Source organism: Bradyrhizobium sp. 164 (assembly GCF_023073715.1).
Classification (GTDB): domain Bacteria; phylum Pseudomonadota; class Alphaproteobacteria; order Rhizobiales; family Xanthobacteraceae; genus Bradyrhizobium.
Genome location: NZ_JADPKA010000063.1, coordinates 66373 through 87657, shown reverse-complemented (window position 1 = coordinate 87657; position 21285 = coordinate 66373). Strand labels below are relative to the sequence as shown.

18 protein-coding genes and 1 pseudogene are annotated in these 21285 nt (G+C 64.7%); 10 read left to right on the top strand and 9 right to left on the bottom strand.

The features are described from left to right. Positions 1-105: 105 nt before the first annotated feature. Positions 106-654 carry a cupin domain-containing protein gene (locus tag IVB01_RS19910; protein WP_247280835.1) on the bottom strand — a complete coding sequence of 183 codons (549 nt, stop codon included), beginning with the start codon at positions 652-654 and terminating at the stop codon, positions 106-108. 159 nt (positions 655-813) lie between these two features. On the opposite strand from IVB01_RS19910, the gene IVB01_RS19905 reads away from it, so the two are divergent. Together IVB01_RS19905 and IVB01_RS19900 are read left to right on the top strand one after the other, a co-directional pair. Continuing rightward, positions 814-2142 carry an aspartate aminotransferase family protein gene (locus tag IVB01_RS19905; protein WP_247280834.1) on the top strand — a complete coding sequence of 443 codons (1329 nt, stop codon included), beginning with the start codon at positions 814-816 and terminating at the stop codon, positions 2140-2142. A gap of 71 nt (positions 2143-2213) precedes the next feature. Beyond that, a complete protein-coding gene (locus IVB01_RS19900) occupies positions 2214-3479 on the top strand; it encodes a D-amino acid dehydrogenase (RefSeq protein WP_247280833.1) in 1266 nt (421 codons plus the stop codon). Positions 3480-3644: 165 nt separating this feature from the next. On the opposite strand, the gene IVB01_RS19895 is transcribed toward IVB01_RS19900, so the two are convergent. After that, a complete protein-coding gene (locus tag IVB01_RS19895) occupies positions 3645-4298 on the bottom strand; it encodes a cupin domain-containing protein (protein WP_247449016.1) in 654 nt (217 codons plus the stop codon). 191 nt (positions 4299-4489) lie between these two features. Between IVB01_RS19895 and IVB01_RS19890 the strand changes: the two genes are divergently transcribed. Genes IVB01_RS19890 through IVB01_RS19875 form a run of 4 tightly spaced genes read left to right on the top strand, consistent with a single transcriptional unit; the run spans position 4490 to position 7946 of the window. Then, the gene (locus IVB01_RS19890; RefSeq protein WP_247280831.1) at positions 4490-5248 is read left to right on the top strand and encodes an ABC transporter substrate-binding protein; all 759 of its coding nucleotides are present in this window, start codon (positions 4490-4492) and stop codon (positions 5246-5248) included. A 17-nt stretch (positions 5249-5265) separates the two neighbouring features. Then, entirely contained in the window at positions 5266-5919 is a 654-nt protein-coding gene (locus tag IVB01_RS19885; protein WP_247280830.1) for an amino acid ABC transporter permease, read from the top strand. After that, complete coding sequence (locus tag IVB01_RS19880) at positions 5916-6647, top strand: amino acid ABC transporter ATP-binding protein (RefSeq protein ID WP_247280829.1); 732 nt, start codon at positions 5916-5918, stop codon at positions 6645-6647. The genes IVB01_RS19885 and IVB01_RS19880 overlap by 4 nt, the downstream gene beginning before the upstream one ends. A 12-nt stretch (positions 6648-6659) precedes the next feature. Further along, on the top strand, positions 6660-7946 hold the full coding sequence (locus IVB01_RS19875; RefSeq protein WP_247416105.1) for an FAD-binding oxidoreductase: 1287 nt from the start codon (positions 6660-6662) through the stop codon (positions 7944-7946). A 57-nt stretch (positions 7947-8003) separates the two neighbouring features. Here the strand turns inward: IVB01_RS19875 and IVB01_RS19870 are convergent, their stop codons facing one another. The 4 genes from IVB01_RS19870 to IVB01_RS19855 all read right to left on the bottom strand — a co-directional run bounded on the left by IVB01_RS19870 (position 8004) and on the right by IVB01_RS19855 (position 10667). Continuing rightward, positions 8004-8243 (bottom strand): hypothetical protein, encoded by a 240-nt coding sequence (locus IVB01_RS19870; RefSeq protein WP_247280827.1) that lies wholly within the window; start codon positions 8241-8243, stop codon positions 8004-8006. Between the two features lie 148 nt (positions 8244-8391). Continuing rightward, on the bottom strand, positions 8392-9981 hold the full coding sequence (locus IVB01_RS19865; protein ID WP_247280826.1) for a gamma-glutamyltransferase: 1590 nt from the start codon (positions 9979-9981) through the stop codon (positions 8392-8394). Between the two features lie 265 nt (positions 9982-10246). Further along, positions 10247-10423, bottom strand: a complete 177-nt coding sequence (locus IVB01_RS19860; RefSeq protein WP_247280825.1) for a hypothetical protein — start codon at positions 10421-10423, stop codon at positions 10247-10249. 10 nt (positions 10424-10433) lie between these two features. Then, positions 10434-10667 carry a hypothetical protein gene (locus tag IVB01_RS19855; protein ID WP_091884042.1) on the bottom strand — a complete coding sequence of 78 codons (234 nt, stop codon included), beginning with the start codon at positions 10665-10667 and terminating at the stop codon, positions 10434-10436. A 377-nt stretch (positions 10668-11044) separates the two neighbouring features. On the opposite strand from IVB01_RS19855, the gene IVB01_RS19850 reads away from it, so the two are divergent. Continuing rightward, positions 11045-12070: a histone deacetylase family protein gene (locus IVB01_RS19850; protein ID WP_247280824.1), complete on the top strand. Its 1026-nt coding sequence runs from the start codon at positions 11045-11047 to the stop codon at positions 12068-12070. A 30-nt stretch (positions 12071-12100) separates the two neighbouring features. On the opposite strand, the pseudogene IVB01_RS19845 reads toward IVB01_RS19850, so the two are convergent. After that, a pseudogene (locus IVB01_RS19845) lies at positions 12101-12217 on the bottom strand (LLM class flavin-dependent oxidoreductase); the annotation flags it as partial. Between the two features lie 208 nt (positions 12218-12425). Here IVB01_RS19845 and IVB01_RS19840 point away from each other — a divergent pair. After that, positions 12426-15890 (top strand): AAA family ATPase, encoded by a 3465-nt coding sequence (locus IVB01_RS19840; RefSeq protein WP_247494769.1) that lies wholly within the window; start codon positions 12426-12428, stop codon positions 15888-15890. 263 nt (positions 15891-16153) lie between these two features. Next, entirely contained in the window at positions 16154-17104 is a 951-nt protein-coding gene (locus IVB01_RS19835; protein ID WP_247280822.1) for a DUF6492 family protein, read from the top strand. 83 nt (positions 17105-17187) lie between these two features. Here the strand turns inward: IVB01_RS19835 and IVB01_RS19830 are convergent, their stop codons facing one another. Both IVB01_RS19830 and IVB01_RS19825 read right to left on the bottom strand, forming a co-directional pair. Beyond that, positions 17188-18255: an endo-1,4-beta-xylanase gene (locus IVB01_RS19830; RefSeq protein WP_247280821.1), complete on the bottom strand. Its 1068-nt coding sequence runs from the start codon at positions 18253-18255 to the stop codon at positions 17188-17190. Further along, positions 18252-19340, bottom strand: coding sequence for a glycosyltransferase family 1 protein (locus IVB01_RS19825; RefSeq protein WP_247280820.1), 1089 nt, complete (start codon positions 19338-19340; stop codon positions 18252-18254). The genes IVB01_RS19830 and IVB01_RS19825 overlap by 4 nt, the downstream gene beginning before the upstream one ends. 262 nt (positions 19341-19602) lie before the next feature. Between IVB01_RS19825 and IVB01_RS19820 the strand changes: the two genes are divergently transcribed. After that, a complete protein-coding gene (locus tag IVB01_RS19820; RefSeq protein WP_247280819.1) occupies positions 19603-21039 on the top strand; it encodes an oligosaccharide flippase family protein in 1437 nt (478 codons plus the stop codon). Positions 21040-21285: the final 246 nt, after the last annotated feature.

Sequence of the window (21285 nt, the reverse complement as noted above, 5' to 3'; positions counted from 1 at the left end):
CGCGAAGCGCCGGGTGAGGGCTTTCTCCGCAGAGAGAATCTTTCGGCGGAGACACCCTCTCACCAACCCTCTCCCGCAAACGGGAGAGGGGGCGAACCGCCCGTATCAGAACGTCGGTGGCGTGCAGGCCGAGATCACTTCGCACGGCTTGCCGCCGACGCAGCGGAAGCGATGCGGGCGGCGGCTCTCGAAATAATAGGCATCGCCCGGGTTGAGGATGCGCCGCTCGTCCTCCACGGTGACTTCGAGCTTTCCGGAGATCACGATGCCGCCTTCCTCGCCGTCATGGACGAGGTGGACGCGCCCGGTGTCGCTGCCGGGCTCGTAGCGCTCCTTCAGGATCTGGAGGCTGCGGCCGAACAGATTGTCGCCGACTTGCCGGTAGGAGATCGGCTTCTTGCCGACCTCGGTCAGTTCCTCCGCGCGGTAGAAGATCTTGCGCCTCGACTCCGGCTCCAGCGCGAAGAACTCGGCGAGCCCCATCGGGATGCCGTCAAGGATGCGCTTGAGCGCGCCGACCGAGGGGTTCATCTGGTTGGATTCGATCAGCGAGATCGTCGAATTGGTGACGCCGGCACGTTTTGCCAGCTCACGCTGCGACAGCTTGTTGCGCGCCCGGATGAATCGCAGCCGTCCACCGATGTCGACGCTCATGCCTTGGTCCTTGCCTTGGTCCGTGTTGCAAGTGTTGCGGATCGCGCAAATATGGACCGGCAGCTCCAATTAAATCAATGGCTTGCAGCTGATCAGAAAAGGACTTGTTGCGCTTTGCAAGCCGTGGCTCTGCTGGCAGGTCAGCAAAGGAGCGCGGCCGTGACCCTTCATCAGATTCCGAACACTATCAAGACCGACTCGTTCTGGATGCCGTTCACGGCCAACCGTCAGTTCAAGAAGGCGCCCCGCCTGTTCTCCTCGGCCGAGGGCATGCACTACACCACCGTCGATGGCCGCAAGGTGATCGATGGCTCCGCCGGCCTGTGGTGCGTCAATGCTGGCCATGGCCGCAAGCAGATTGCGGCTGCGGTCGAGCGCCAGCTCATGACGCTGGACTTCGCGCCGTCGTTCCAGATGGGCCATCCGCTGGCGTTCGATTTCGCCGAGCGTCTCGCCGAGATCGCGCCGAAGGGCCTCGATCGGGTCTTCTTCACCAACTCCGGCTCCGAGTCGGTCGACACCGCGCTGAAGATCGCGCTGGCCTATCACCGCGCCAACGGTCAGGCGAGCCGCACCCGCCTGATCGGCCGCGAGCGCGGCTATCACGGCGTCGGCTTCGGCGGCACCTCGGTTGGCGGCATGGTCGCCAATCGCCGCGCCTTCGCCACCCTGCTGCCGGGCGTCGACCATATCCGTCACACCCACGATCTCACCCGCAACGCCTTCGCCAAGGATCAGCCTGAGCACGGCGCCGAGCTTGCCGACGATCTCGAGCGCCTTGTCGGCCTGCACGGTGGCGAGACGATCGCCGCCGTCATCGTCGAGCCGGTGCCGGGTTCGACTGCGGTGCTGCCGCCGCCGAAGGGCTATCTCCAGCGCCTGCGCGAGATTTGCGACAAGCACGGCATTCTCCTGATCTTCGACGAGGTCATCACCGGCTTCGGCCGGCTGGGCACGCCGTTTGCCGCCAACTTCTTCGGCGTCACGCCGGACCTGATGACGACGGCCAAGGGCATCACCAACGGCACCATTCCCTGCGGCGCGGTGTTCGCGAGCCGCAAGGTACATGACGGCCTGATGGTCGGCCCCGAGAACCAGATGGAGCTGTTCCACGGCTACACTTATTCCGCGCATCCGACCGCCTGCGCCGCCGGCATCGCGACGCTCGACATCTACAAGGATGAAGGCCTGCTCACGCGCGGCGCGTCGATCGCCGAATATTGGCGCGATGCGCTGCATTCGCTGAAGGGGCTGCCGAACGTCGTCGACATCCGCAATTGCGGCCTGATGGGCGCGGTCGAGCTCGCGCCGCGCGACGGCGTCATCGGCGCGCGCGGCTATGACGTGATGGTCGACTGCTTCAACACCGGGCTTTACCTGCGCATGAGCGGCGACAGCTTCGCGATGTCGCCGCCGCTCATCGTCGAGAAGAGCCACATCGACCAGATGGTCTCGATCCTCGGCGATGCCATCAAGAAGGTGGCCTGATAATTGCTCCCGCGGTTCACGGAGTTTCTTCTTGCAGCGGCGCGCGTGATGCCGCGGGAGTTTGACGAAGCGTGAAAGTCTTGATCCTCGGCAGCGGTGTCATCGGTGTCACCTCTGCCTATTATCTTGCGCGTGCTGGTCATGAGGTGACGGTCGTCGACCGCCAGCCGGAGCCGGCGCTGGAGACCTCTTTCGCCAATGCCGGCGAGGTGTCGCCCGGCTATTCCTCGCCCTGGGCCGGCCCAGGCGTGCCGGTGAAGGCCGTCAAGTGGTTGTTGATGAAGCACGGCCCGCTGGTGATCCGGCCGAAGCTTGATCCTGTCATGTGGGTCTGGCTGCTCAAGCTGCTGCGCAACTGCACCAGCGCGCGCTATGCGGTCAACAAGAGCCGGATGATCCCGATCGCGGAATACAGCCGCGATTCCTTGCGCGATCTGCGCCGCGACATCGGTATTCAGTATGACGAACGCTCGCAGGGAACGCTGCAGCTGTTCCGCTATCAGGCGCAGCTCGATGGCACGGCTGAGGACATCGCCGTGCTCAAGCAGTACGGCGTGCCTTTCGAGTTGCTGAGCCGCGAGGGCTGCATCGCGGTCGAGCCGGCGCTCGGCGGCGTGAAGGAGAAGTTCGTCGGCGGGCTTCGCTTGCCCCAGGATGAGACCGGCGACTGCCACATGTTCACGCAGGCGCTGGCCAAGCATGCCGAGGCGCTCGGCGTTCGCTTCATGTTCAACACGAGCATCGATCGCATCGTCACCGACGGCGCGCGGGTCAGCAGTGTCGCGACCAGTGCCGGCCTGTTGCAGGCAGACGCTTACGTCCTCGCGCTCGGAAGCTGGTCGTCGCGGCTCCTGGCTCCGCTCGGCATTTCGCTCCCGGTCTATCCGGTGAAGGGCTATTCGATCACGGTGCCGATCAAGGACGCCTCCGGCGCGCCGGAATCCACCGTGATGGACGAGAGCTACAAGGTCGCGATCACCCGCCTCGGCAATCGCATCCGCGTCGGCGGCACCGCGGAAATCTCCGGCTATTCGAGCAAGCTCTACGATGCACGCCGCGCCACGCTCGATCATTCGCTGACCGACCTGTTTCCACGCGGCGGCGATCTCGCCAAGGCGACCTTCTGGAGCGGCCTGCGCCCGATGACGCCGGACGGCCCGCCCGTGATCGGCCCAACGCAATACGCCAACCTCCACCTCAACACCGGCCACGGCACGCTCGGCTGGACCATGGCCTGCGGCTCGGGGCGCGTGCTCGCCGACATGCTGTCGGGCCGGAAGCCGGACATCGACGTCAGCGCGCTGACGGTGGACCGGTACGCGCATCGGTTTGGGTGAAGCTCCATCCGCTCGTCATTGCGAGCGCAGCGAAGCAATCCAGTATCTTTCCGTGGCGACACTCTGGATTGCTTCGTCGCAAGGGCTCCTCGCAATGACGATGTGGAGGCGGCGCGGCTCATTTCTCTCAACGCCGAGTGCGGCGAGAGAGGCGAAACACGGGGCTTACCCCGCCCCCGTCACGCAATTCACCCACAGCACCACGGCCTTGGCATCCTGCGCAGGATTGGAAAACCGGTGCGGCCGGCGGCTCGCGAAGCGAAAGCTGTCGCCGGTCTTCAGCGACCACGTCTCGCTGTCTACCGTCAGCATCATCTCACCTTCGAGCACGAGCCCGGCCTCCTCGCCATCATGGGTGTAGAGTTCGTCGCCCGTCGAGCCGCCGGGCTCCAGATGCACCAGGAACAGATTGAGCTTGTTGTCGGCACTCGCCGGACTCAGCAATTGCTTTGAGACGCCGCTGCGCCAGAGCTTCAGCTCGGGCCGCTGAAGCCCGCGCGTCACCACCTGGTCCGATCCGCCGTCGGCGCTCGGGCTCGCGCCGAACAGTGCGGCGATGCCGACGCCGAACACGTCTGCGAGCGTCGCCAGCACGCGCAGCGAGGGTGACGACATGCCGCGCTCGATCTGGCTGAGGAAGCCGATCGAAAGTGAGGTGCGCGCCGCGACCGTTTCCAACGAAAACTGCCTGACGTGCCGGAGATCCCTGATGCGGCGGCCAACCGCGACGTCCATCGCGGGCTCGGCCGGTTTCATGGCAGCCTTGGTGCTGGCTTTGGCCGTTAGCTTCTTCGCCGCCCTCGCGGCCGGTTTGCGCATTCTTTTGCCACCGCTCACGTCAGACCGCTTCCTTCATGTGCATGAAAACCGCTTGCGCGAGCCGCGAAAGTGTGACCAAATTTTCATATCGGTGAAAATAGGCCGAAACGGCGTAGCCCGCAACGTCTCCTGCAACGTGTGATGGCGACATTCGCGAGCGCCGCCATCGGCTAGGCCCAAAGGGGGATGCGATGAAGCGTTTTGGTCTGGCCGCGATCGCGGCATTGGCAATTGCAGCCGCAGCTCCGGCCTCGGCCCAGCAGGTGCTGAAAGTCGGCTCGACGCCGACAGGCATTCCCTTCACCTTCCTCGACACCAAGACCAATACCATTCAAGGCATCATGGTCGATCTCGTCACCGAGATCGGCAAGGATGCCGGTTTCAACGTGCAGATCGAGCCGATGCAGTTCTCGGCGCTGATTCCGTCGCTGACCTCGAGCAAGATCGACATTATCGCCGCTGCGATGTTCATCACGCCCCCGCGCAAGGAGGTCGTCGACTTCTCCGACCCGATCTACACTTACGGCGAGGGCCTCGTCGTGCCGAAGAGCGACACCAAGGCCTATGCGTCTCAGGAAGATCTGAAGGGTGAGACCGTGGGCGCCCAGGTCGGCACCGCCTTCGTTGACGCGCTGAAGAAGTCCGGCCTGTTCGCCGAGGTCAAAGCCTACGACACCATTCCCGACATCCTGCGCGACGTGAACACGGGCCGCCTCAAGGCCGGCTATGCCGACTATCCGATCCTCGCCTACAATCTGAAACAGGGCGGCTTCCCCGAGGTGCGCCTGGTCGACGGCTACAAGCCCGTCACGGTCGGCTCGGTCGGCATTGGCGTGCGCAAGGGCGAGACCGCGCTGCTCGGCAAGATCAACGCCTCGCTCGCGAAGCTCAAGGCCAACGGAACCATTGCCAAGATCCTGGATAAATGGGGTCTGAAGGCGCAAGGTTGATCGATGAAGGCTGGCCGATGAAAGGCTTCTGGCGCGACGCCGTCGAGTTCTTCCCGATCCTGTTGAACGGCGTCGCGCTGACGATCATCGTCACGGTCGGCTCCCTGCTGCTCTCGACGGTGCTCGGCCTCGTCTGGGCGATGATGCGGGTCTCGGGTATCAAGGTGCTGTCGATGCTCAGCGCCAGCCTGATCAATGTGATCCGCGGCATCCCGATCATCGTGCTGTTGTTCTATCTTTACTTCGTGATGCCGGATCTCGGCGTCACGTTGTCGGCCTTGCAGGCCGCAATCCTCGGGCTCGGCATCGCCTATTCGGCCTATCAGGCCGAGAATTTCCGCGCCGGCATCGAGGCGATTGACAAGGGGCAGATCGAAGCGGCGCAGTCGATCGGCATGGGCTGGTGGCTGACGATGCGCCGCGTTGTGCTGCCGCAGGCGGTCCGCATCGTGCTGCCTCCCTACGGCAACGTCATGATCATGATGCTGAAGGATTCCTCGCAGGCCTCCACCATCACCGTCGCCGAGCTTGCCCTGCAAGGCAAGCTGATCGCCTCGTCGACGTTCAAGAACACCAGCGTGTTCACCCTTGTTGCGCTGATGTATCTCACCATGAGCATTCCCTTGATCCTGCTGGTCCGTCACTTCGAGAAGCGGGCCGGCAAGCGATGATCGAACTGAATGACGTCCACAAGAGCTTTGGCAAAGTCGAGGTGCTCAAGGGCATCACGGCCTCCGTTCAGAAGGGCGAGGTGGTCTGCATCATCGGGCCATCAGGCTCCGGCAAGTCGACCATTTTGCGCTGTATCAACGGCCTCGAAAGCTACGACCGCGGCGAGATCAGCGTCGAGGGATTGAAGGTCGACCGCGACGCGCCGTCGATCGTGAACATCCGTACCCGGGTCTCGATGGTGTTTCAGCGCTTCAACCTGTTTCCACACCGCACGGCGCTGGAGAACGTGATCGAGGGGCCGCTGTATGTGAAGAAGGAGCCGCGTGCGCAAGCGTTGGAACGCGGCCGCGCGCTGCTCGCCCAGGTCGGGCTCGCCGAGAAGGCCGATGCGCATCCGCCGCAACTCTCGGGCGGCCAGCAGCAGCGCGTCGCGATCGCGCGGGCGCTGGCGATGCAGCCCAAGGCGATCCTGTTCGACGAGCCGACCTCGGCCCTCGACCCTGAACTGGTCGGCGACGTCCTCGGCGTGATGCGCAAGCTCGCCGACGACGGCATGACCATGGTCGTCGTCACCCACGAGATGGGCTTTGCCCGCGACGTCGCCGACCGCGTGCTGTTCATCGACGGCGGCGTCATCGTCGAGCAGGGGCCGGCCAAGGCGCTGCTCAACCAACCCCAGCATCCGCGCACGCAGGATTTTTTGCGCCGTGTGCTGCATCCGCTCTGATCGGTGTTCGCCATGAACGCGCGCCTGCCTCTGCCGCCCTCTGTCTATGCCGACACCGCCATCGCGCCCGTCGCCACGCCGCCGCTCGATGTCGACAACACCGCCTCCGTCGCGATCGTCGGCGGCGGCTATACCGGCCTGTCCACGGCGTTGCATCTGGCCGAGCAGGGTGTCGAGGCATTGGTGCTGGAGGCGCAGGAGCCCGGCTGGGGCGCGTCCGGCAACAATGGCGGCCACACCAATCCCGGATTGAAGCACGATCCCGATCAGATCGAGGCCGATTTCGGCGCAGATCTCGGCCGCCGCATGATCGACTTCTCCTACGGCACCACGAACTTCACCCACGAATTGATCCGCCGTTACCAGATTCCCTGCGAGGCGCGGCAGAACGGCACGCTGCGCGCCGCCTATAACGAGGCCAGCGCCGCCGCGATCGAGAACACCGCGCAGCAATGCATCCGCCGCGGCATGCCGGTGTCATTCCTGAATCGCGAGCAGTTGCGCGTGATGACCGGCACCGATCGCTATATCGGGGCGATGCTGGACACGCGTGGCGGCGATCTGCATCCTCTCAGCTATGCTCGCGGCCTCGCGCGCGCGGCGATCTCGGCCGGCGCGAGGGTTTTTGGTGAGACGCCGGCGCTGTCGCTGCGCCGCGACGGCACGCGCTGGCGCATCGCGACGCCGCGCGCGATCGTGCATGCCGAAAAAGTCCTGCTCGCCACCAACGGCTTCACCGACGATCTCTGGCCGGCACTTCGACGCACCATCGTGCCGGTGTTTTCCTCGATCGCCGCTACTGCGCCGCTCTCGGACGCTGTCGCGCGCTCGATCATGCCGACACGTCCCGTGCTCTACGAGAGCGGCTATATCACGGTCTATTACCGCATCGATCAGCAGAACCGCCTGTTGATGGGCGGCCGCGGCCCGATGCGTTGGATAAAGTCGCCGAACGACGTCGCCTACCTCATGCGCTACGCCGAGCGGCTATGGCCGCAGCTCAAGGGCGTCGCCTGGACGCATGGCTGGAACAGCCGGCTCGCGATCACCGGCGATCATTATCCGCATGTGCATGAGCCCGCGGAGAACATCCTGATCTCGCTCGGCTGCAACGGCCGCGGCGTTGCGCTCTCCACCGCGATGGGCGCACAGCTCGCGCGCAGGCTGATCGGCGGGCCAAAGGTGGAGATCGACATGCCCATCACGGGCATCAAGCCGATCCCGATGCACGCGTTCTGGCCGCTCGGCGTGACGAGCGCCGTCATCGCGGGCCGCATGAGAGATCGGTTAGGCATATAGATCGGTTAGGGATTTGGAGAAGGCGCCGCCGAGGCAGCGCCTTGCTCGATCCGATGTTCAGCAGCGGCCCTGTTTCCACAGGCCGGGCGGGCAGCCCATGCCGCGCCAGCCGACCTTGCGCCCGTGGTACCATCCCGGCGGCGTGCCATGGTGATGATGGCCCATCGCGTGACCATGGCCATGACCGTGCCCGTGTCCATGACCATGTCCATGACCGCCCTTGGCCAGGGCAGGGCCGGCAAATGTGAGGCCGGCTGCAACGATCAGCGACGCGGCGAGCGCAAGTTTCTTCATCATGTCCTCCACTGGGGCGAGCGCATTTGTCCGTTCAATGAACGAACGGTGGGCAGGTAAGTTCCCTGCCAATGTGGAGAAGTCGTGACGCTCGCGCAGATGCGCAATCGCGCACCAGTTCGATCCGCGTTAGCACATTGCATCCGTGCGCTCAGCCTTCCACCACCGCTTCGGCCCACGGTTGGAAAATCTCGACCGCGCCCGAATTGGTCTCGCCCTCGCGCATCACCACGCTCGGGCAGGCGAACTTCATCGGTAGCGCCTGCACCTGGGTCTCCTGATAGTCGAATCGCGCCGCCAGCGTCTTGCGCGCGTCCGCCGGCAGGCGGGCATCACCGATAACGACCGGGCCTTCGCTGGCGTCGATGCGCGGCTGGTGGATGGCGGCATCGAGGTCCATACCAAAATCCATCGCAAAGGAGACGAGTTGCATCACCGCCGGCAGGATGCGGCGGCCGCCGGAGGCGCCGACCGCGAGGCGCTTGCCATCCGGGGTCTCGGCGATGACGGGCGTGTAGTTGGTGAGACAACGCTTGCCAGGTGCGAGCGAGTTGGTGGTGCCAGGTGTCGGATCGAACCACATGATGCCGTTGTTCATGGGGATGCCGGTGTGCGGCGTGACATATTTCGAGCCGAAGGTGGACAGCAGCGTCTGCGTCACCGCGGCCATGTTGCCGTGGCGGTCGACCACGGAGAAGTGGGTGGTGCAGGCCGGCGCCAGGTATTCCGCGCCGAGCGAGCGCTTGCCATCGGCATCGCCCATGTCGCCCAGCCGCTGGCGATAGGCCGATTGCAGCGCCAGCGCATATTCGGCGTAGGCGGCCGCGTCCGGTGTGCCGCCCGGCTTCAGATTCTGCTGCAACAGGCGTAGCGCATGCGCCATCGTCGGTCCGGCAGTGAGCTCCGGCGTCGCAAACACCTTGCCGCCGCGATAGGGGATCGCCAGCGGCTCGCGCAGGTGGCTGCGGAACGCGGCGAGATCCTCCGTCGATAGCGAGCCGCCGTCGGCCTTGATGTCGGATGCAATGCTTCTTGCGAGGTCACCCTCGTAAAAATCGCGGGGGCCAGCGGCTGCGAGATGGGCCAGCGTCGCCTTCAGCTTGTCCTGCGGCAGCCGCGTCTCGGCCTTGATGCCCCAGGGCGCATTCGGCGGCAGGCCGTCCCTCAGGAAGATGTCCGCGCTGGCGGGATAGCGCCGGAGCTCAGCGGCGGAGCTCGCGATCATGAGCGTCGTCCACCAGTCGACCAGCAGACCTTCGCCGGCGATCGTCGCAGCGGGCGCGACCAGATCCTTCCACGGCATCCTGGCGTGGCGGCGATGCGCTTCCTCCATGCCGGCGACGACGCCGGGCACCGCGATCGAGCCAGGCCCGTGAATGTTGCGATCGTCCTCTACCCGCGGCCAGGGGAACAGGTCGGAGGCCGCGCCTTCGCCCGTAATCGGATAGTCGGCGACGCGCAGGCTCTGCGGTGCGCACATGCCGTAGTCGATCACTTCGTAGCGATTGTCCTTGGCGCGGTAGAGCACCATCGCGCCGCCGCCGCCCATGCCGCTCATCCAGGGCTCCAGCACGTTCAGCGCGAAGGTGGTAGCGACGACGGCGTCGACACAGTCGCCGCCTGCCGCTAGCACCTCTGCGCCGACCTCGGCCGCCCGCCGCGATTGCGCGGCGACGATGCCGCCCTTGGCTCTGACTGCGGGTTTGCGGATGTGCTGGGCGCGGCTGAACTGGTGAGGCATGATGTCGTCTTTGTCTTCGGTTGTCTTGGCTGGCTAGGCGCGCGGACAATGGCACACTGCCGCCAACGAGAACATCCAAAGCGAGGAGCGACATGGCTGGTGTGAGGCAGACGCGGGATGGTGCGGGGTGGCGACCGCCTACCAAGCCCTCATGCCCGGGCTTGGCCCGGGCATCCAGGTCTCCCGCAAGCGGCCCAAGAACGTCGATGGCCGGGACGAGCCCGGCCATGAAAGACACAGCGAATAAGGACGACGCGGCGACCGCTCAGAGCGAGCGGTTCAACCGGCTGGCCTGATACTTGGCACGCCATTTCGGGCCCGGCCCGCGCATGTAGTGAAGCTCGGGGCGGTACGGGTCGCCGGCGACCCGGATCAGGGTCTGCCATTTCATGGCGACGAAGTTCAGGGGCTGGCGAAGGAGGCTCAGTGAAGGGAGCAACATCGGCATCACCTCAATGCGGCTTGCCGAGCATGGCGGTGAAGGGAAGATCGAAAATCTCCTCGCCGTCGTCATCGCTGACGTGGATCACCCAGTCGCGCCAGTCCTCGTTGCTCGGCGTCAGAATCATCGATCGCATGATCTGGGCGGCGCGGTCGCGGGCCTCGGTGAGATTGGAGACGGCGGCGCCGTAGCGATCGATCAGGGTGCCCTCGGTATTGGAGCAGTGAAAGTAGACCTGGACCATCTACGCCTCCTGTAGGGAGCGATTGGGATGGCAAATTGATACCACCCGAGGCATTCGCGAAACATTCGGGTCGAACCCGGTAAGGGAATTTACGGAGATTGGTCGCCTGCAAGGTCGTTACAGGTTTAATCACAGGCGGGTGATGATCAGCTGGACCGCGCTTGGGCGGCATGGAACAACCTCCGACGAAAGTCGAGGGGCGACATGGGTCCTTCCGAAGGCAGCGTCGGTAATGCCATCCGCTTCGGAACGGCACCATGTTCATTGCCGATTACAAGAAGCATAGCGTCGTCCCGGCCTGGAGGCTTGCATCTGGCCGCCGCGGGGACCAAGACTCTGCGGCACATCAAAGAGCATGCGCCCCACGGAGTGTTCGAGTGAAAGCCGTCCATACTGAGCTGCACCGCAGCCATGATCCGCAATTCTTCCTGGTTCGCGGGCTCGTCAAGCGCACCACCGAGCAGCCCGAGCGCGTCGATCGCCTGCTCAAGGGATTGAGGGACGGCAAGCATCAGCTGGTCGAGCCGACGAAATTCGGGCAAGGGCCCCGCGCGCGCATCCACAGTCCGGAATATCTGTCGTTCCTGAGCGAAGCCTGGGAGGCCTGGACGGCGCTCGGCGATTCCGGCCCGGAGATGATCGGCAATATCCATCCGGTGCGCCACGCGGCGACTTATCCCACCCATATCGTCGGCAAGCTCGGCTGGCACACCGCCGACACGGCGGCGCCAATCGGGCCGGGCACGTGGGCGGCCGCCTGTGCCGCGACCGACGTCGCGGTCACCGCGGCGCAGATGGTGATGGACGGCGAGGATGCGACCTATGCGCTCTGCCGCCCACCGGGCCATCACGCCTATCGCGACATGGCGGGCGGTTTCTGCTTCCTCAACAACAGTGCGATCGCGGCGGCGCATCTGCGGCAGAAGCACGAGCGTGTCGTCATCCTCGACGTCGACGTCCATCATGGCAACGGCACGCAGGGCATCTTCTACGCGCGGCCTGACGTCTACACGATCTCGATCCATGCCGATCCGGTTGCGTATTATCCGTTCGTGTGGGGCTATGCCCATGAGCACGGCGAGGGTCCGGGTCTCGGCACCAACCTCAACATTCCCCTCGCCATCGGCACCGGCGATGACGGCTACATGCAGGCGCTGGACGTTGCGCGCAAGGCGATCGAATCGTTTGCGCCGAGCGCGCTCGTCGTCGCGCTTGGTCTCGATGCCTCCGAACACGACCCGCTGAAGGGATTGGCCGTCACCACACCAGGCTTCCGCCGCATCGGCCAGGCCATCGCGAAGATGGGCCTGCCGACCGTGTTCGTGCAGGAGGGTGGCTATCTCTCGGATATTTTGGGCGCGAACCTCACCTCAGTGCTGGCAGGATTCGAAGAGGCGCGGTGAGCTTGAAAGCATCTCGCTCGCCGCGAGCACCTAGCAGACGTGCTGCATCTCGGCTTCGTCCGCGACCATGTCGAGCATGATCGTGGTCAATCCCGTCGCCGTACAATCCTTCGATCTTGCGCCGAGCTCCTCATAGCTGCCGACGAGAGAGCGCCGCAGCTTCAATAGCGCTGCAGTTCGTCCGCGGTCAGATCGGGATAACATCCGACAACGCCATTCCCTTCTGATCTGATTGAGCTATTCTTCCCAAGGATTAGGGAACGCGTCCAGTCTGAGGTGAAGTCGGGCCCCAAATCTGTGATTGAGGGGACCCCAAAGCCCCTTCGACGTAACGATAGGTCGGGCAGAAATCACCATGCTGGAGAACGAGCCGGGCACGGGAACGGAGGGCGGGCTGAAGCGCTGGCTCGAGGGCATCGGTCTCGGCCACTACACCGATCTCTTTGCGCAGCACCGTCTCGATCTCGACGTCGTGGCGGACCTGACCGAATCCGATCTGGTCGAGCTCGGATTGCCGCTCGGTGATCGCAAGCGGCTTCAGCGAGCCATGTCGGCGCTGTTCCTGGCCGAAACGGCGGAGCCGTCGGCGGCAGTGGCGCCGCCGCAAACGCGCTCGGAGGTCGGCGCGGAACGGCGTCAGCTCACCACCATGTTCTGCGACATGGTGGATTCCACCTCGCTATCGGTTCAGTTCGATCCGGAAGACGTGCGCGACATGATTGCGAGCTTCCGCGAAACCTGCGTCCGCGTGGTCAAGCATTACGAGGGCTTTGCCGCCCGTTTCGTCGGCGACGGTATCCTGATCTATTTCGGCTATCCGACCGCTCATGAGGACGATGCCGAGCGCGCGGTGCGCGCCGGGCTCGAGATCGTGCGGGTGCTGTCGAGCGCGCACGCGATCGAGCCGCGCGGTGCGCTCAGCCACTCGCCCGCCGTCCGCATCGGGATCGCGACCGGCCTCGTCGTGGTCGGCGATCTCGTCGGGCAGGGCACCGAAGAGCGCGATTCTGCGGTCGGAGAAACCGTCAATCTCGCCGCGCGGCTGCAAGGCCTGGCGCCGCCCAACGGAGTCGTGATCTCCGCATCGACCCAAGCGCTGCTGAAGGGGAAGTTCGACTACCGCAATCTCGGCGTCCATGACTTGAAGGGCATCTCCGAGAAAGCGCAGGCCTGGCACGTGGTGCGCGCCTCGCGGATGGAGACCCGCTTCGCCGCCGCCATGGGCACGCGGCTGACGCCGCTCGTCAACCGCGAGGAGGAGATCGCGCTGCTCATGGGACGCTGGCAGCAGGCCAATGACGGCGACGGCCAGGTCGTCGTCAAGTTCGGCGAGCCCGGTATCGGCAAGTCGCGCATCATCCAGGAAATCTTCGAGCGGATATCCGGCGATCGCCATGGACAGGTCTCGCTCCAGTGCTCGCCTTACTACACCTCCACGGCGTTCCATCCGTTCGTCGAGCAGCTCAAATTCTCCCTCGGCCTCGATCGGGAGGATGCGTCCGCGCTGTCGCTGGCGAGCCTGGAGACCGCGATCGCCACGGCGCATGGCGACATCGAGCAGGTCGCGCCGCTGTTTGCCGCGCTGCTGTCGATACCCACCGGCGACCGCTATCCGCGGCTCGACCTTTCGCCGCAGCAGCAGAAGGATGCCACCGTCACGGCGCTGGTCAATCACTTCCTGGGCCTTGCGCGCGAGATGCCGTTGGTGATCGCGTTCGAGGATTTGCATTGGATCGACCCGACCTCACGCGAGGTGATCGACCTGCTGGTCGACCGGGTGCAGAACCGGCCGATCCTGGTCATCATCACCGCGCGATCCGAATTCCAGCCGAGTTGGAACGCGCATTCGCACATCACGACCCTGGTGCTGAACCGCCTGAGCCGGCCGCTGCGCACGACGCTGGTCGAGCGCGTTGCCGGCAGGGAGCTGCCCAAGGAGGTCGTCGAGGAGATCATCGTCAAGACCGACGGCGTGCCGCTGTTCCTGGAAGAGCTGACCAAGACGGTTCTGGAATCCAACCTCCTGACCGAGCGGCACGGGCGCTACGTGCTGTCGGGCCCGTGGCGGCAGCTCGCGATCCCGGCGACCCTGACGGACTCGCTGATGGCGCGACTGGACCGCATGGGACCGTTCAAGCGGGTCGCCCAGATCGGCGCCACGATCGGGCGCGAGTTTTCCTATGAGACGCTGCACGCAGTCGCCAACACGCCAGCCGAGCAGATCGAAGCCGCGCTCAATCACCTGGAGCAGGCGGGCCTGATCATGCGCCGCGGCCATCCGCCGGACGCGCTCTACTCCTTCAAGCACGTGATGATCCAGAACGCCGCGCATGCGAGCCTCTTGCACAGCGAGCGCCGCAAGCTGCACTCCCGGATCGCCCAGGTGCTCGCCGAGATGTATCCGGAGAAGACCGAGCGCGAACCGGAGCTGCTCGCTTATCACCTGACCGAATCCGGCCAGAGCGAAGGTGCCGCCAGCTTTTGGCTCAAGGCCGGCAAGCAGGCGGCCAAGAGCGGCGCCAATCTGGAAGCGATCGGTCATCTGCGCCGCGGCTTGAGCGTCGTGCAGGCCAATGCGCGCGTGCAGGGCGCCGACGAGATGGAGCTCGAGCTGCGGATCGCACTCGGCACCGCCCTGATCGCCGCCAAAGGCTATGCCGTGCAGGAGGTCGAGCAGAACTACATCCGCGCGCTCGAGCTCGGCCAGCAGCTCGGCGACGACGAAAAGGCCTTCGCCGCTACGCGCGGGCTCTGGGTGTGCCATTTCATCCGCGCCGATCTCACGCGCGCGCACGATCTCAGCGTCGAGCTGTTGAGATTCGCCAAGCGCGAGCGGCTGCACCAGCGGGCGCAGCCGGCGCAGCAGACCGGTTATCTGATCGAGGCGCACCGCTCGATCGCGATGACCATGCTCTATCGCGGCCGCTTTGCCGCCGCGCAGCATCATCTGCATCGCTGCATCAGCCTCTACAGCCCCGATCTGCATTCCGGTCTGATGGAGCGCCACGGCATCGATCCCGGCGTCGTCTCGCTGTCCTATCTCGGGTATCTCCTGTGGTTCCTCGGCCGTCCGGACGCGGCGCGCCAGCACAGCGAGCAGGCGATCGCGAACGCCGAGAAGATCCGCCATCCCTTCACGCTCGCCTTCGCTCTCGTGTTCGGCGCCTATCTCCGCCAGCATTTGCGCGATGTCGAGGGCACGCGTGACCACGCCAATCGCGCGATGATCATCGCCACCGAGCACAATTTCCTGCACTGGAAGCAGCAGGCGGCGATCCTGCGCGGCTGGGCGCTGGCTCAGCTCGGCGAAGCCGACGAAGGCCTGAGCCAGATGCGCGTCGGCCTCGACGAGTATGAGGCGATGGATTCCTGGCTCGCCGGCTGTTGGTTTCGCTGCCTGCTCGCGGAGTCCTATGCCAAGGTCGGGATGCGCGACGCCGCCTTGCGGGCACTGGACGGCGCGCTCGCGACCGCAAGACGGACCGGCGATCACTCCTATCTCGCCGAAGTCTATCGCCTGCAAGGCGAGATCACGCTGTCGGACGGCGACCCGGCATCGGTGCGGGAGGCCGAGGATATGTTCGGCCTGTCGCTGGAAACCGCGCGTAAGCAGGGCGCATTGTCCTGGGAGCTTCGCACCGCCGTCAGCCTGGCGCGGCTGTGGCACGAGGCCGGCAGGCGCGAGCACGCAAGTCTCCTGCTCGTGCCCATCGTCGGCAGGTTCAGCGAGGGCATCTACACGCCGGACCTGAAGCAGGCGATGCAGCTGATCAACGAGCTCGGTGCGGACGCGCCCGTTCGTGAACAGGTCGCCCCCTGACTTGAGCGATCTTGCCGCAGAGCGTGCGCGCTATTGGAGCGGCTTGCCGAGCGCGCTGCGGGTTACCTTCGCGCCTATCGCAATGTTGGGGTGGGCCAGGGCGCGCTTCCGCACTGGCACCCGCTGCGCTTTCGGGGGCATTGAACGGGGTTCCAGGCGGATGGCGAATGCTTCGTTTCATTTTACCTTGATTCCGTTTGTGAGTTTCCAGCGTCTCCCAGTGCGGCTATGACTGCGGCCCGATGGCCCATTTGAGCGCGCCCATGCATTCCGTTGCCCTGCTGACCGCCAGCTACGCCAAGGATATCGAGCGCTTTTCGCTGCTCAGCGAGAGCATCGACACCTGGCTCTCGGGATACACGCGGCATTATGTTCTCGTTAACGATGAGGACGTGCCGCTGTTCGAGCGGTTTGCCTCCGACAAGCGCGTCATCGTCCCGGCCTCGCGTTACTTGCCGAAATGGCTCCTCGCGCTCCCGCCGGCCCTCCAGTTCATCAGCAGCCGGCGCGTCTGGCTCTCGCTGCTCTCGTCACCGGTGCACGGCTGGCACATCCAGCAGATCCTGAAGATCGCCGGCGTTCTCAACGCGCCGGAGCAGCGCGTCTGCATCCTGGATTCGGACAATCTCTTCTTCCGCGAGTTCGACGTTGGCCAGTACGCCGGCGGCGAAAAGACGCCGCTCTTCGTTACTCCAAAGGCGATCGGCGCCGACCACCCGTTGCATGGCCTGTGGCTCCGTACCGTCGATCAGCTTCTGGGTATCGAGAAGCGCTCGTTTCCGGCAGACGATTATGTCGGCAACGCGCTGGTCTGGGACAAGGACACCGCGCAGGCGATGACCGGCGCCATCAAGGCTGCGACAGGGCTGAACTGGGTCCTGGCGCTGTGCCGCAAGAAGAAGTTTTCCGAATACCTGCTCTATGGTCATTTCGTCGCGAGCTCGCCCGCGCACCTGGCTGCGCATCAGGTCACGGAAGACAGTATCGCGGTCTCGCACTGGGACGACACGCGTCTCGACCGTCCGGCCATCGAAGCGATGATGCGCGCGGCCTCGCCAGAACAGGTCGCGCTCTGCATCCAGTCCTATTCGTCGACCTCGATCGTCGACATCCGCGAGGTATTCCGGTTGAATTCGCGCGACCAGCGCGCGCCGAGCCTGTCGCCCGACCTTATGGGCGAGGTTGCAGCATTCGAGGTGCCGAAAACGCGCTAGAACATGATCCGACCCCGAAGGGCGGCGTTCGCGCAAAATGTGCAGCGGTTTTCCGCAAAGATCATGCTCAAACGATAGCGCGCTCAAGCATCCTTCGTGAACTTGCTGATGACGTCCATGAACGGCTTCGGCTTGAACTCGCCGTCGAGCGGCAGAGGACGGTTCGGCTGCTTGTCCTTGCGGGCGAAGGTGCCGTTGATCCAGCTGTAGCGATCCGAGATGCCCCAGGTCAGGATCGAGCGCACCGGTCCGCTGCTTGAGATGGCCGTCAGCAGATCGTCGACGCGCTTGGCGACGATGGCGTCGCGCTCCGCCGGGCTCCCCGCCAGCTTCTGATCGTCGACATCGAGCTCGGTGACGAGCACCTCGAGCCCCCAGGAACGCAGCTCGGTGACGAACTCGGCGAGCCCGTGTGTGTCGATTTCGAGCTCGGCATGCAGATGCGATTGCAGTCCGACGGCGTGAAGCGGAACGCCCTGGTCGAGCAGGTCCATGATCAGGTTGCGGTAGGCCGCGCGCTTGGCGATGAAGGAGTCCTTGGCCGATTCGATGTCATATTCGTTGATCGCGAGCTTGACGAAGGGATCGGCCGCGGCGGCGGTGCGGAAGGCCAGCGGAATCCAGCCGTGACCAAGATGCTGCGTCCAGAACGTGTCGCGCCGGTCGGTGACCTTCTTCGGATTGTCCGGGATCGGCTCGTTGACGACGTCCCACGACGTCAGCTTGTTCTTGTAGTAGGACACGACGGTGCCGATGTGATCGACGAAGGCGCGCTCGACGCCCTTGCCGTCCTTGATCTGCTTGGTCCAGTCGGGAATGTCGTGATACCAGGCAAGCGCGTGACCGCGCATCGTCAAATCGTTCGCCTGCGCAAAATCCAGGATCGCGTCGGCACGCTCGAAAGCAAATGTGTGCGCATCCGGCCGCAGCATCGGCCATTTCAGCTCGAGCACCGGCACCACCTGCGTGCAATAGGTGCTGATGGCGTCGCCAAGCCGCGGATCAGCTTGCAGGTCCCAGAGCGTGGCCGCAGCGCCAAAGCCCCGACGGCGCTGGGCACGTTTCGACGCCGGCACTGCGGACGCCGATGCGGCCGCCGCGAGCGTTGCGGCGCCGCCGAGCAAGAATTCGCGTCGGTCGAGCCTGGTCACGCGTGAGGCTGCATCGCCGCTTCGGCGATCTCGTAATAGTGAAGCGCGCCTTTCTCGAGCGTCAGATTGTCCAACACATAGTCGCGCGGTGCGAAGTCTCCCGCCGCGACGTGCGACCAGAAGCCGGCCCAGCCGGATGTGAAACCATCCGCATCCGTGAAGGTCATGCCGCAGCGCGCGTCGAAATAAGGGACCGAGGACACGCCGCCCTCGTACCTCACCTTGTGCGGAAAATACTTCGGATCCTGCCACGGCCCGCCGCGATCCCAGGCAAAGACGGGCACGCCGCTCGACAGCGCCTGCTGGCAGGCGATGCCCTGGCTCTCGTGCTCGCACAGGAAGACCATGCTGCGGCAGCGCGCCAGCGCCGCCTTGTAGTCGTGTTCCTTGTAATGGCCGTAGCGGATCACTTCGACAGTGCGGCCGCTTGCTTCGAGATGCCTGCGGATCGGCTCGATCAGCTCCGCCTCGTAGCGCCCATAATCCCAGCGGATCTTGTCGTAGAGCAGCACGTCGACGCTCTTCTGCTCGGTTGGCGCTGGTGTCCACAAATCGGTCTCGATGCCGACGGGCCAGGCGCCGACATGGGGCCAGTGCGGACGGAACATGTCCGCGTACCAGGCGCATGGCACCAGCACGCGCTTCACGTCGAGATCCTTCAGAGTCTCCGGCGCATCGATCGGGTGGTCGTACATGGCGACGCCGAGCAGTAGCGGGTTTTTCCACTTGAACCAGTCGAGCACGAACGGCCGGCCGATGATGCAGGCCAGTTCCTCGGGGTGCTTCTGGATGTAGCGATAGTCGTTGACGCGGTAGCGGATGCCGAGCCGATCGAGGCCCGCGCACAGATTGAGGAGCACGCGCCGCTGGCCGCTGATATAGGACTTGCCAACCAGCAAGCGCCGCAGCAGCGGCCGGAGATGGCGGTCACCGGGAAACCAGCGGTCGTCCCGTTCTTCGAAGAAGAGGTTGAGGACCATCCTGTCGCCGCCAGCATTGCCGGAGGTTGCCGGCGCAAGCGGCGCGTCGGTGCCGCGATGCGGCCGAGAGGCCGGCTTCGCCCGTGCTTGTTCGGCAACGTCCATGTCAGTCACATCAGCACATCGGAGGATTCGGGGCGACGTTGCGATATCATTGTTTCTTTTCTGTGATCGCGCCGGCCCCTTCAAGGACAGGGCAAATTTAACGCTAACGCGCGATAACCGCGCGATTGCTCCATTCGCGGTCCGATTTGCAGACTTATGCGGCTATCCTGCCGGCGCCAGCGCGCCGTCCGATTGCTCCACCAAAGTCCAAGCGTTTTAACGCTTCGTTAATCCTCACGGCCGCTACCGGTCCAAAGTCCGCATGCTGAATCGCCATTTCTCCATTTATCTCGTCGCCTACATCCTGCCTGCGGCGGTGGGGTTCTTCGCGGTTACGGCCTACACACGGCTGCTGACGCCGGCGGAGTACGGCGTCTATGTGGTCGGCATCAGCCTTGCGGGAATCCTGGGCGCGATCTTTTTCGCCTGGATCAAGCTGTCGGTATCCCGCTATCAGGCGATGTCGGCGGAGGTGGATTTTCGCGGCACCGCGATGGTCGCCTTTGCGCTCACGGCGGCGGTTCTCTGCGCGACCACTCCGCTGGTCTTCCTGTTCCGAAGCGACGTCAGCGTCGAGCTGCTGCTCGCCAGCATGTTCGTCGCGATCATGGCCAATGCGGTCGATGTCGGCCAGGAGTTCGAGCGCGCCAAGCTGCGGCCCTACCGCTTCGCGGCGATCTCGATCGTGCGCAGCGTGTCGAGCGTCGGCTTTGGGCTCGCCGGGATCTGGCTCGGCTGGGGTGGATTGGGGCTGCTCGCGGCATTCGGCCTCGGCTCGCTCGCCGGCATCATCCTGAATCTGGTCGGTGACCGCACCAAGATCGCACGCTTCCAGCGCCGCCAGTTCATGCAGCTGGCGCGCTACGGTCTTCCGTTGACGCTGGCCGGGCTTTCCGTTGCGGTCTACTCGGCCTGCGACCGGCTCATCGTCGCCTATCTGCTCGGCAAGGATGCCGCCGGCATTTTTGGCGTCGCTGCGGACCTGCCGCGCCAGTTCATGGTCATGATCGCCTCCAGCGTTGCCGCGGCGACGGTGCCGCTGGTGTTCCGGTCGTTGTCGGAGAAAAACAATGACACGACGCGGGAGCGGCTGACCGAAAGCCTCGAACTGCTGCTCGTCGTCGTTGCGCCCGTCGCGGTCTGGCTTGCGCTGGCGGCGGACCAGGTCGCCGGCACGCTGGTCGGCGTCGACTTCCGCGCGGGCGTGTCCGCGCTGCTGCCGACCCTGGTGCTCGCCCGCTTATTCGGGATCGCCAATCAGTTCTATGTCCAGATCAGCTTCCAACTCGCCGAACGCCCCTTCATGCTGGCGGCACAGTCCTTCCTCACGCTGGTCGTCAGTGTGGTCCTGATGTTCGCGCTGGTCGCCGGCTATGGCCTTTACGGTGCGGCGCTGGCGACCTTCGCGACCGAAGCGATCGGCTTCCTCGTGGCTGTCCTCTTGATGCATCGCGCCCACCCGGTCCCGTTCGACCTCAATCGCCTCGCCGCTGTTGCAGCTTCCGCTGCGGCGATGGCGGCCGCGATCCTGATCGCGCGATCGCAAGCGGGCGGCACTGGTCTCGGGTCGCTCATCGTCGTGAGCCTCGCCGGTGGCTTCGCTTACGCCGCCGCGGCGTGGCTGATGAACGTCGCGAACGTGCGAACGCTGTCGCTGCGCCTCCTGCGAACGTTCAACCGGAAGGCGCTGGGCGTTTAGCGACCAAGGCGAGCCTGACCGCTCCCGGCATTGTCCCGTGCAGCTGAACCATGTTAGCCGGACATTCTGCCGCAGCGATCGAGGGCCGGCTTCGGGCCAGCTTCGGCCGGAGGCCGCCTTCCGCCGATGTGAACCGTCGTATATGAGAGATTTGTCGCGGGAACGTGCCGAATCTCGCCACAGACGGAACGTAAGGCGGATGCGATTTCTTAATCCAGAGATCGCAATTTGACATTTGACCGACAC

Excerpts from the sequence above, each read along its gene's own strand:
- IVB01_RS19910 (WP_247280835.1), bottom strand. The coding sequence starts at position 654 with ATGAGCGTCGACATCGGTGGACGGCTGCGATTCATCCGGGCGCGCAAC.
- IVB01_RS19895 (WP_247449016.1), bottom strand. The coding sequence starts at position 4,298 with ATGCGCAAACCGGCCGCGAGGGCGGCGAAGAAGCTAACGGCCAAAGCC.
- IVB01_RS19890 (WP_247280831.1), top strand. The coding sequence starts at position 4,490 with ATGAAGCGTTTTGGTCTGGCCGCGATCGCGGCATTGGCAATTGCAGCC.
- IVB01_RS19885 (WP_247280830.1), top strand. The coding sequence starts at position 5,266 with ATGAAAGGCTTCTGGCGCGACGCCGTCGAGTTCTTCCCGATCCTGTTG.
- IVB01_RS19880 (WP_247280829.1), top strand. The coding sequence starts at position 5,916 with ATGATCGAACTGAATGACGTCCACAAGAGCTTTGGCAAAGTCGAGGTG.
- IVB01_RS19875 (WP_247416105.1), top strand. The coding sequence starts at position 6,660 with ATGAACGCGCGCCTGCCTCTGCCGCCCTCTGTCTATGCCGACACCGCC.
- IVB01_RS19870 (WP_247280827.1), bottom strand. The coding sequence starts at position 8,243 with ATGATGAAGAAACTTGCGCTCGCCGCGTCGCTGATCGTTGCAGCCGGC.
- IVB01_RS19865 (WP_247280826.1), bottom strand. The coding sequence starts at position 9,981 with ATGCCTCACCAGTTCAGCCGCGCCCAGCACATCCGCAAACCCGCAGTC.
- IVB01_RS19860 (WP_247280825.1), bottom strand. The coding sequence starts at position 10,423 with ATGTTGCTCCCTTCACTGAGCCTCCTTCGCCAGCCCCTGAACTTCGTC.
- IVB01_RS19855 (WP_091884042.1), bottom strand. The coding sequence starts at position 10,667 with ATGGTCCAGGTCTACTTTCACTGCTCCAATACCGAGGGCACCCTGATC.
- IVB01_RS19840 (WP_247494769.1), top strand. The coding sequence starts at position 12,426 with ATGCTGGAGAACGAGCCGGGCACGGGAACGGAGGGCGGGCTGAAGCGC.
- IVB01_RS19835 (WP_247280822.1), top strand. The coding sequence starts at position 16,154 with ATGCATTCCGTTGCCCTGCTGACCGCCAGCTACGCCAAGGATATCGAG.
- IVB01_RS19825 (WP_247280820.1), bottom strand. The coding sequence starts at position 19,340 with ATGGACGTTGCCGAACAAGCACGGGCGAAGCCGGCCTCTCGGCCGCAT.
- IVB01_RS19820 (WP_247280819.1), top strand. The coding sequence starts at position 19,603 with ATGCTGAATCGCCATTTCTCCATTTATCTCGTCGCCTACATCCTGCCT.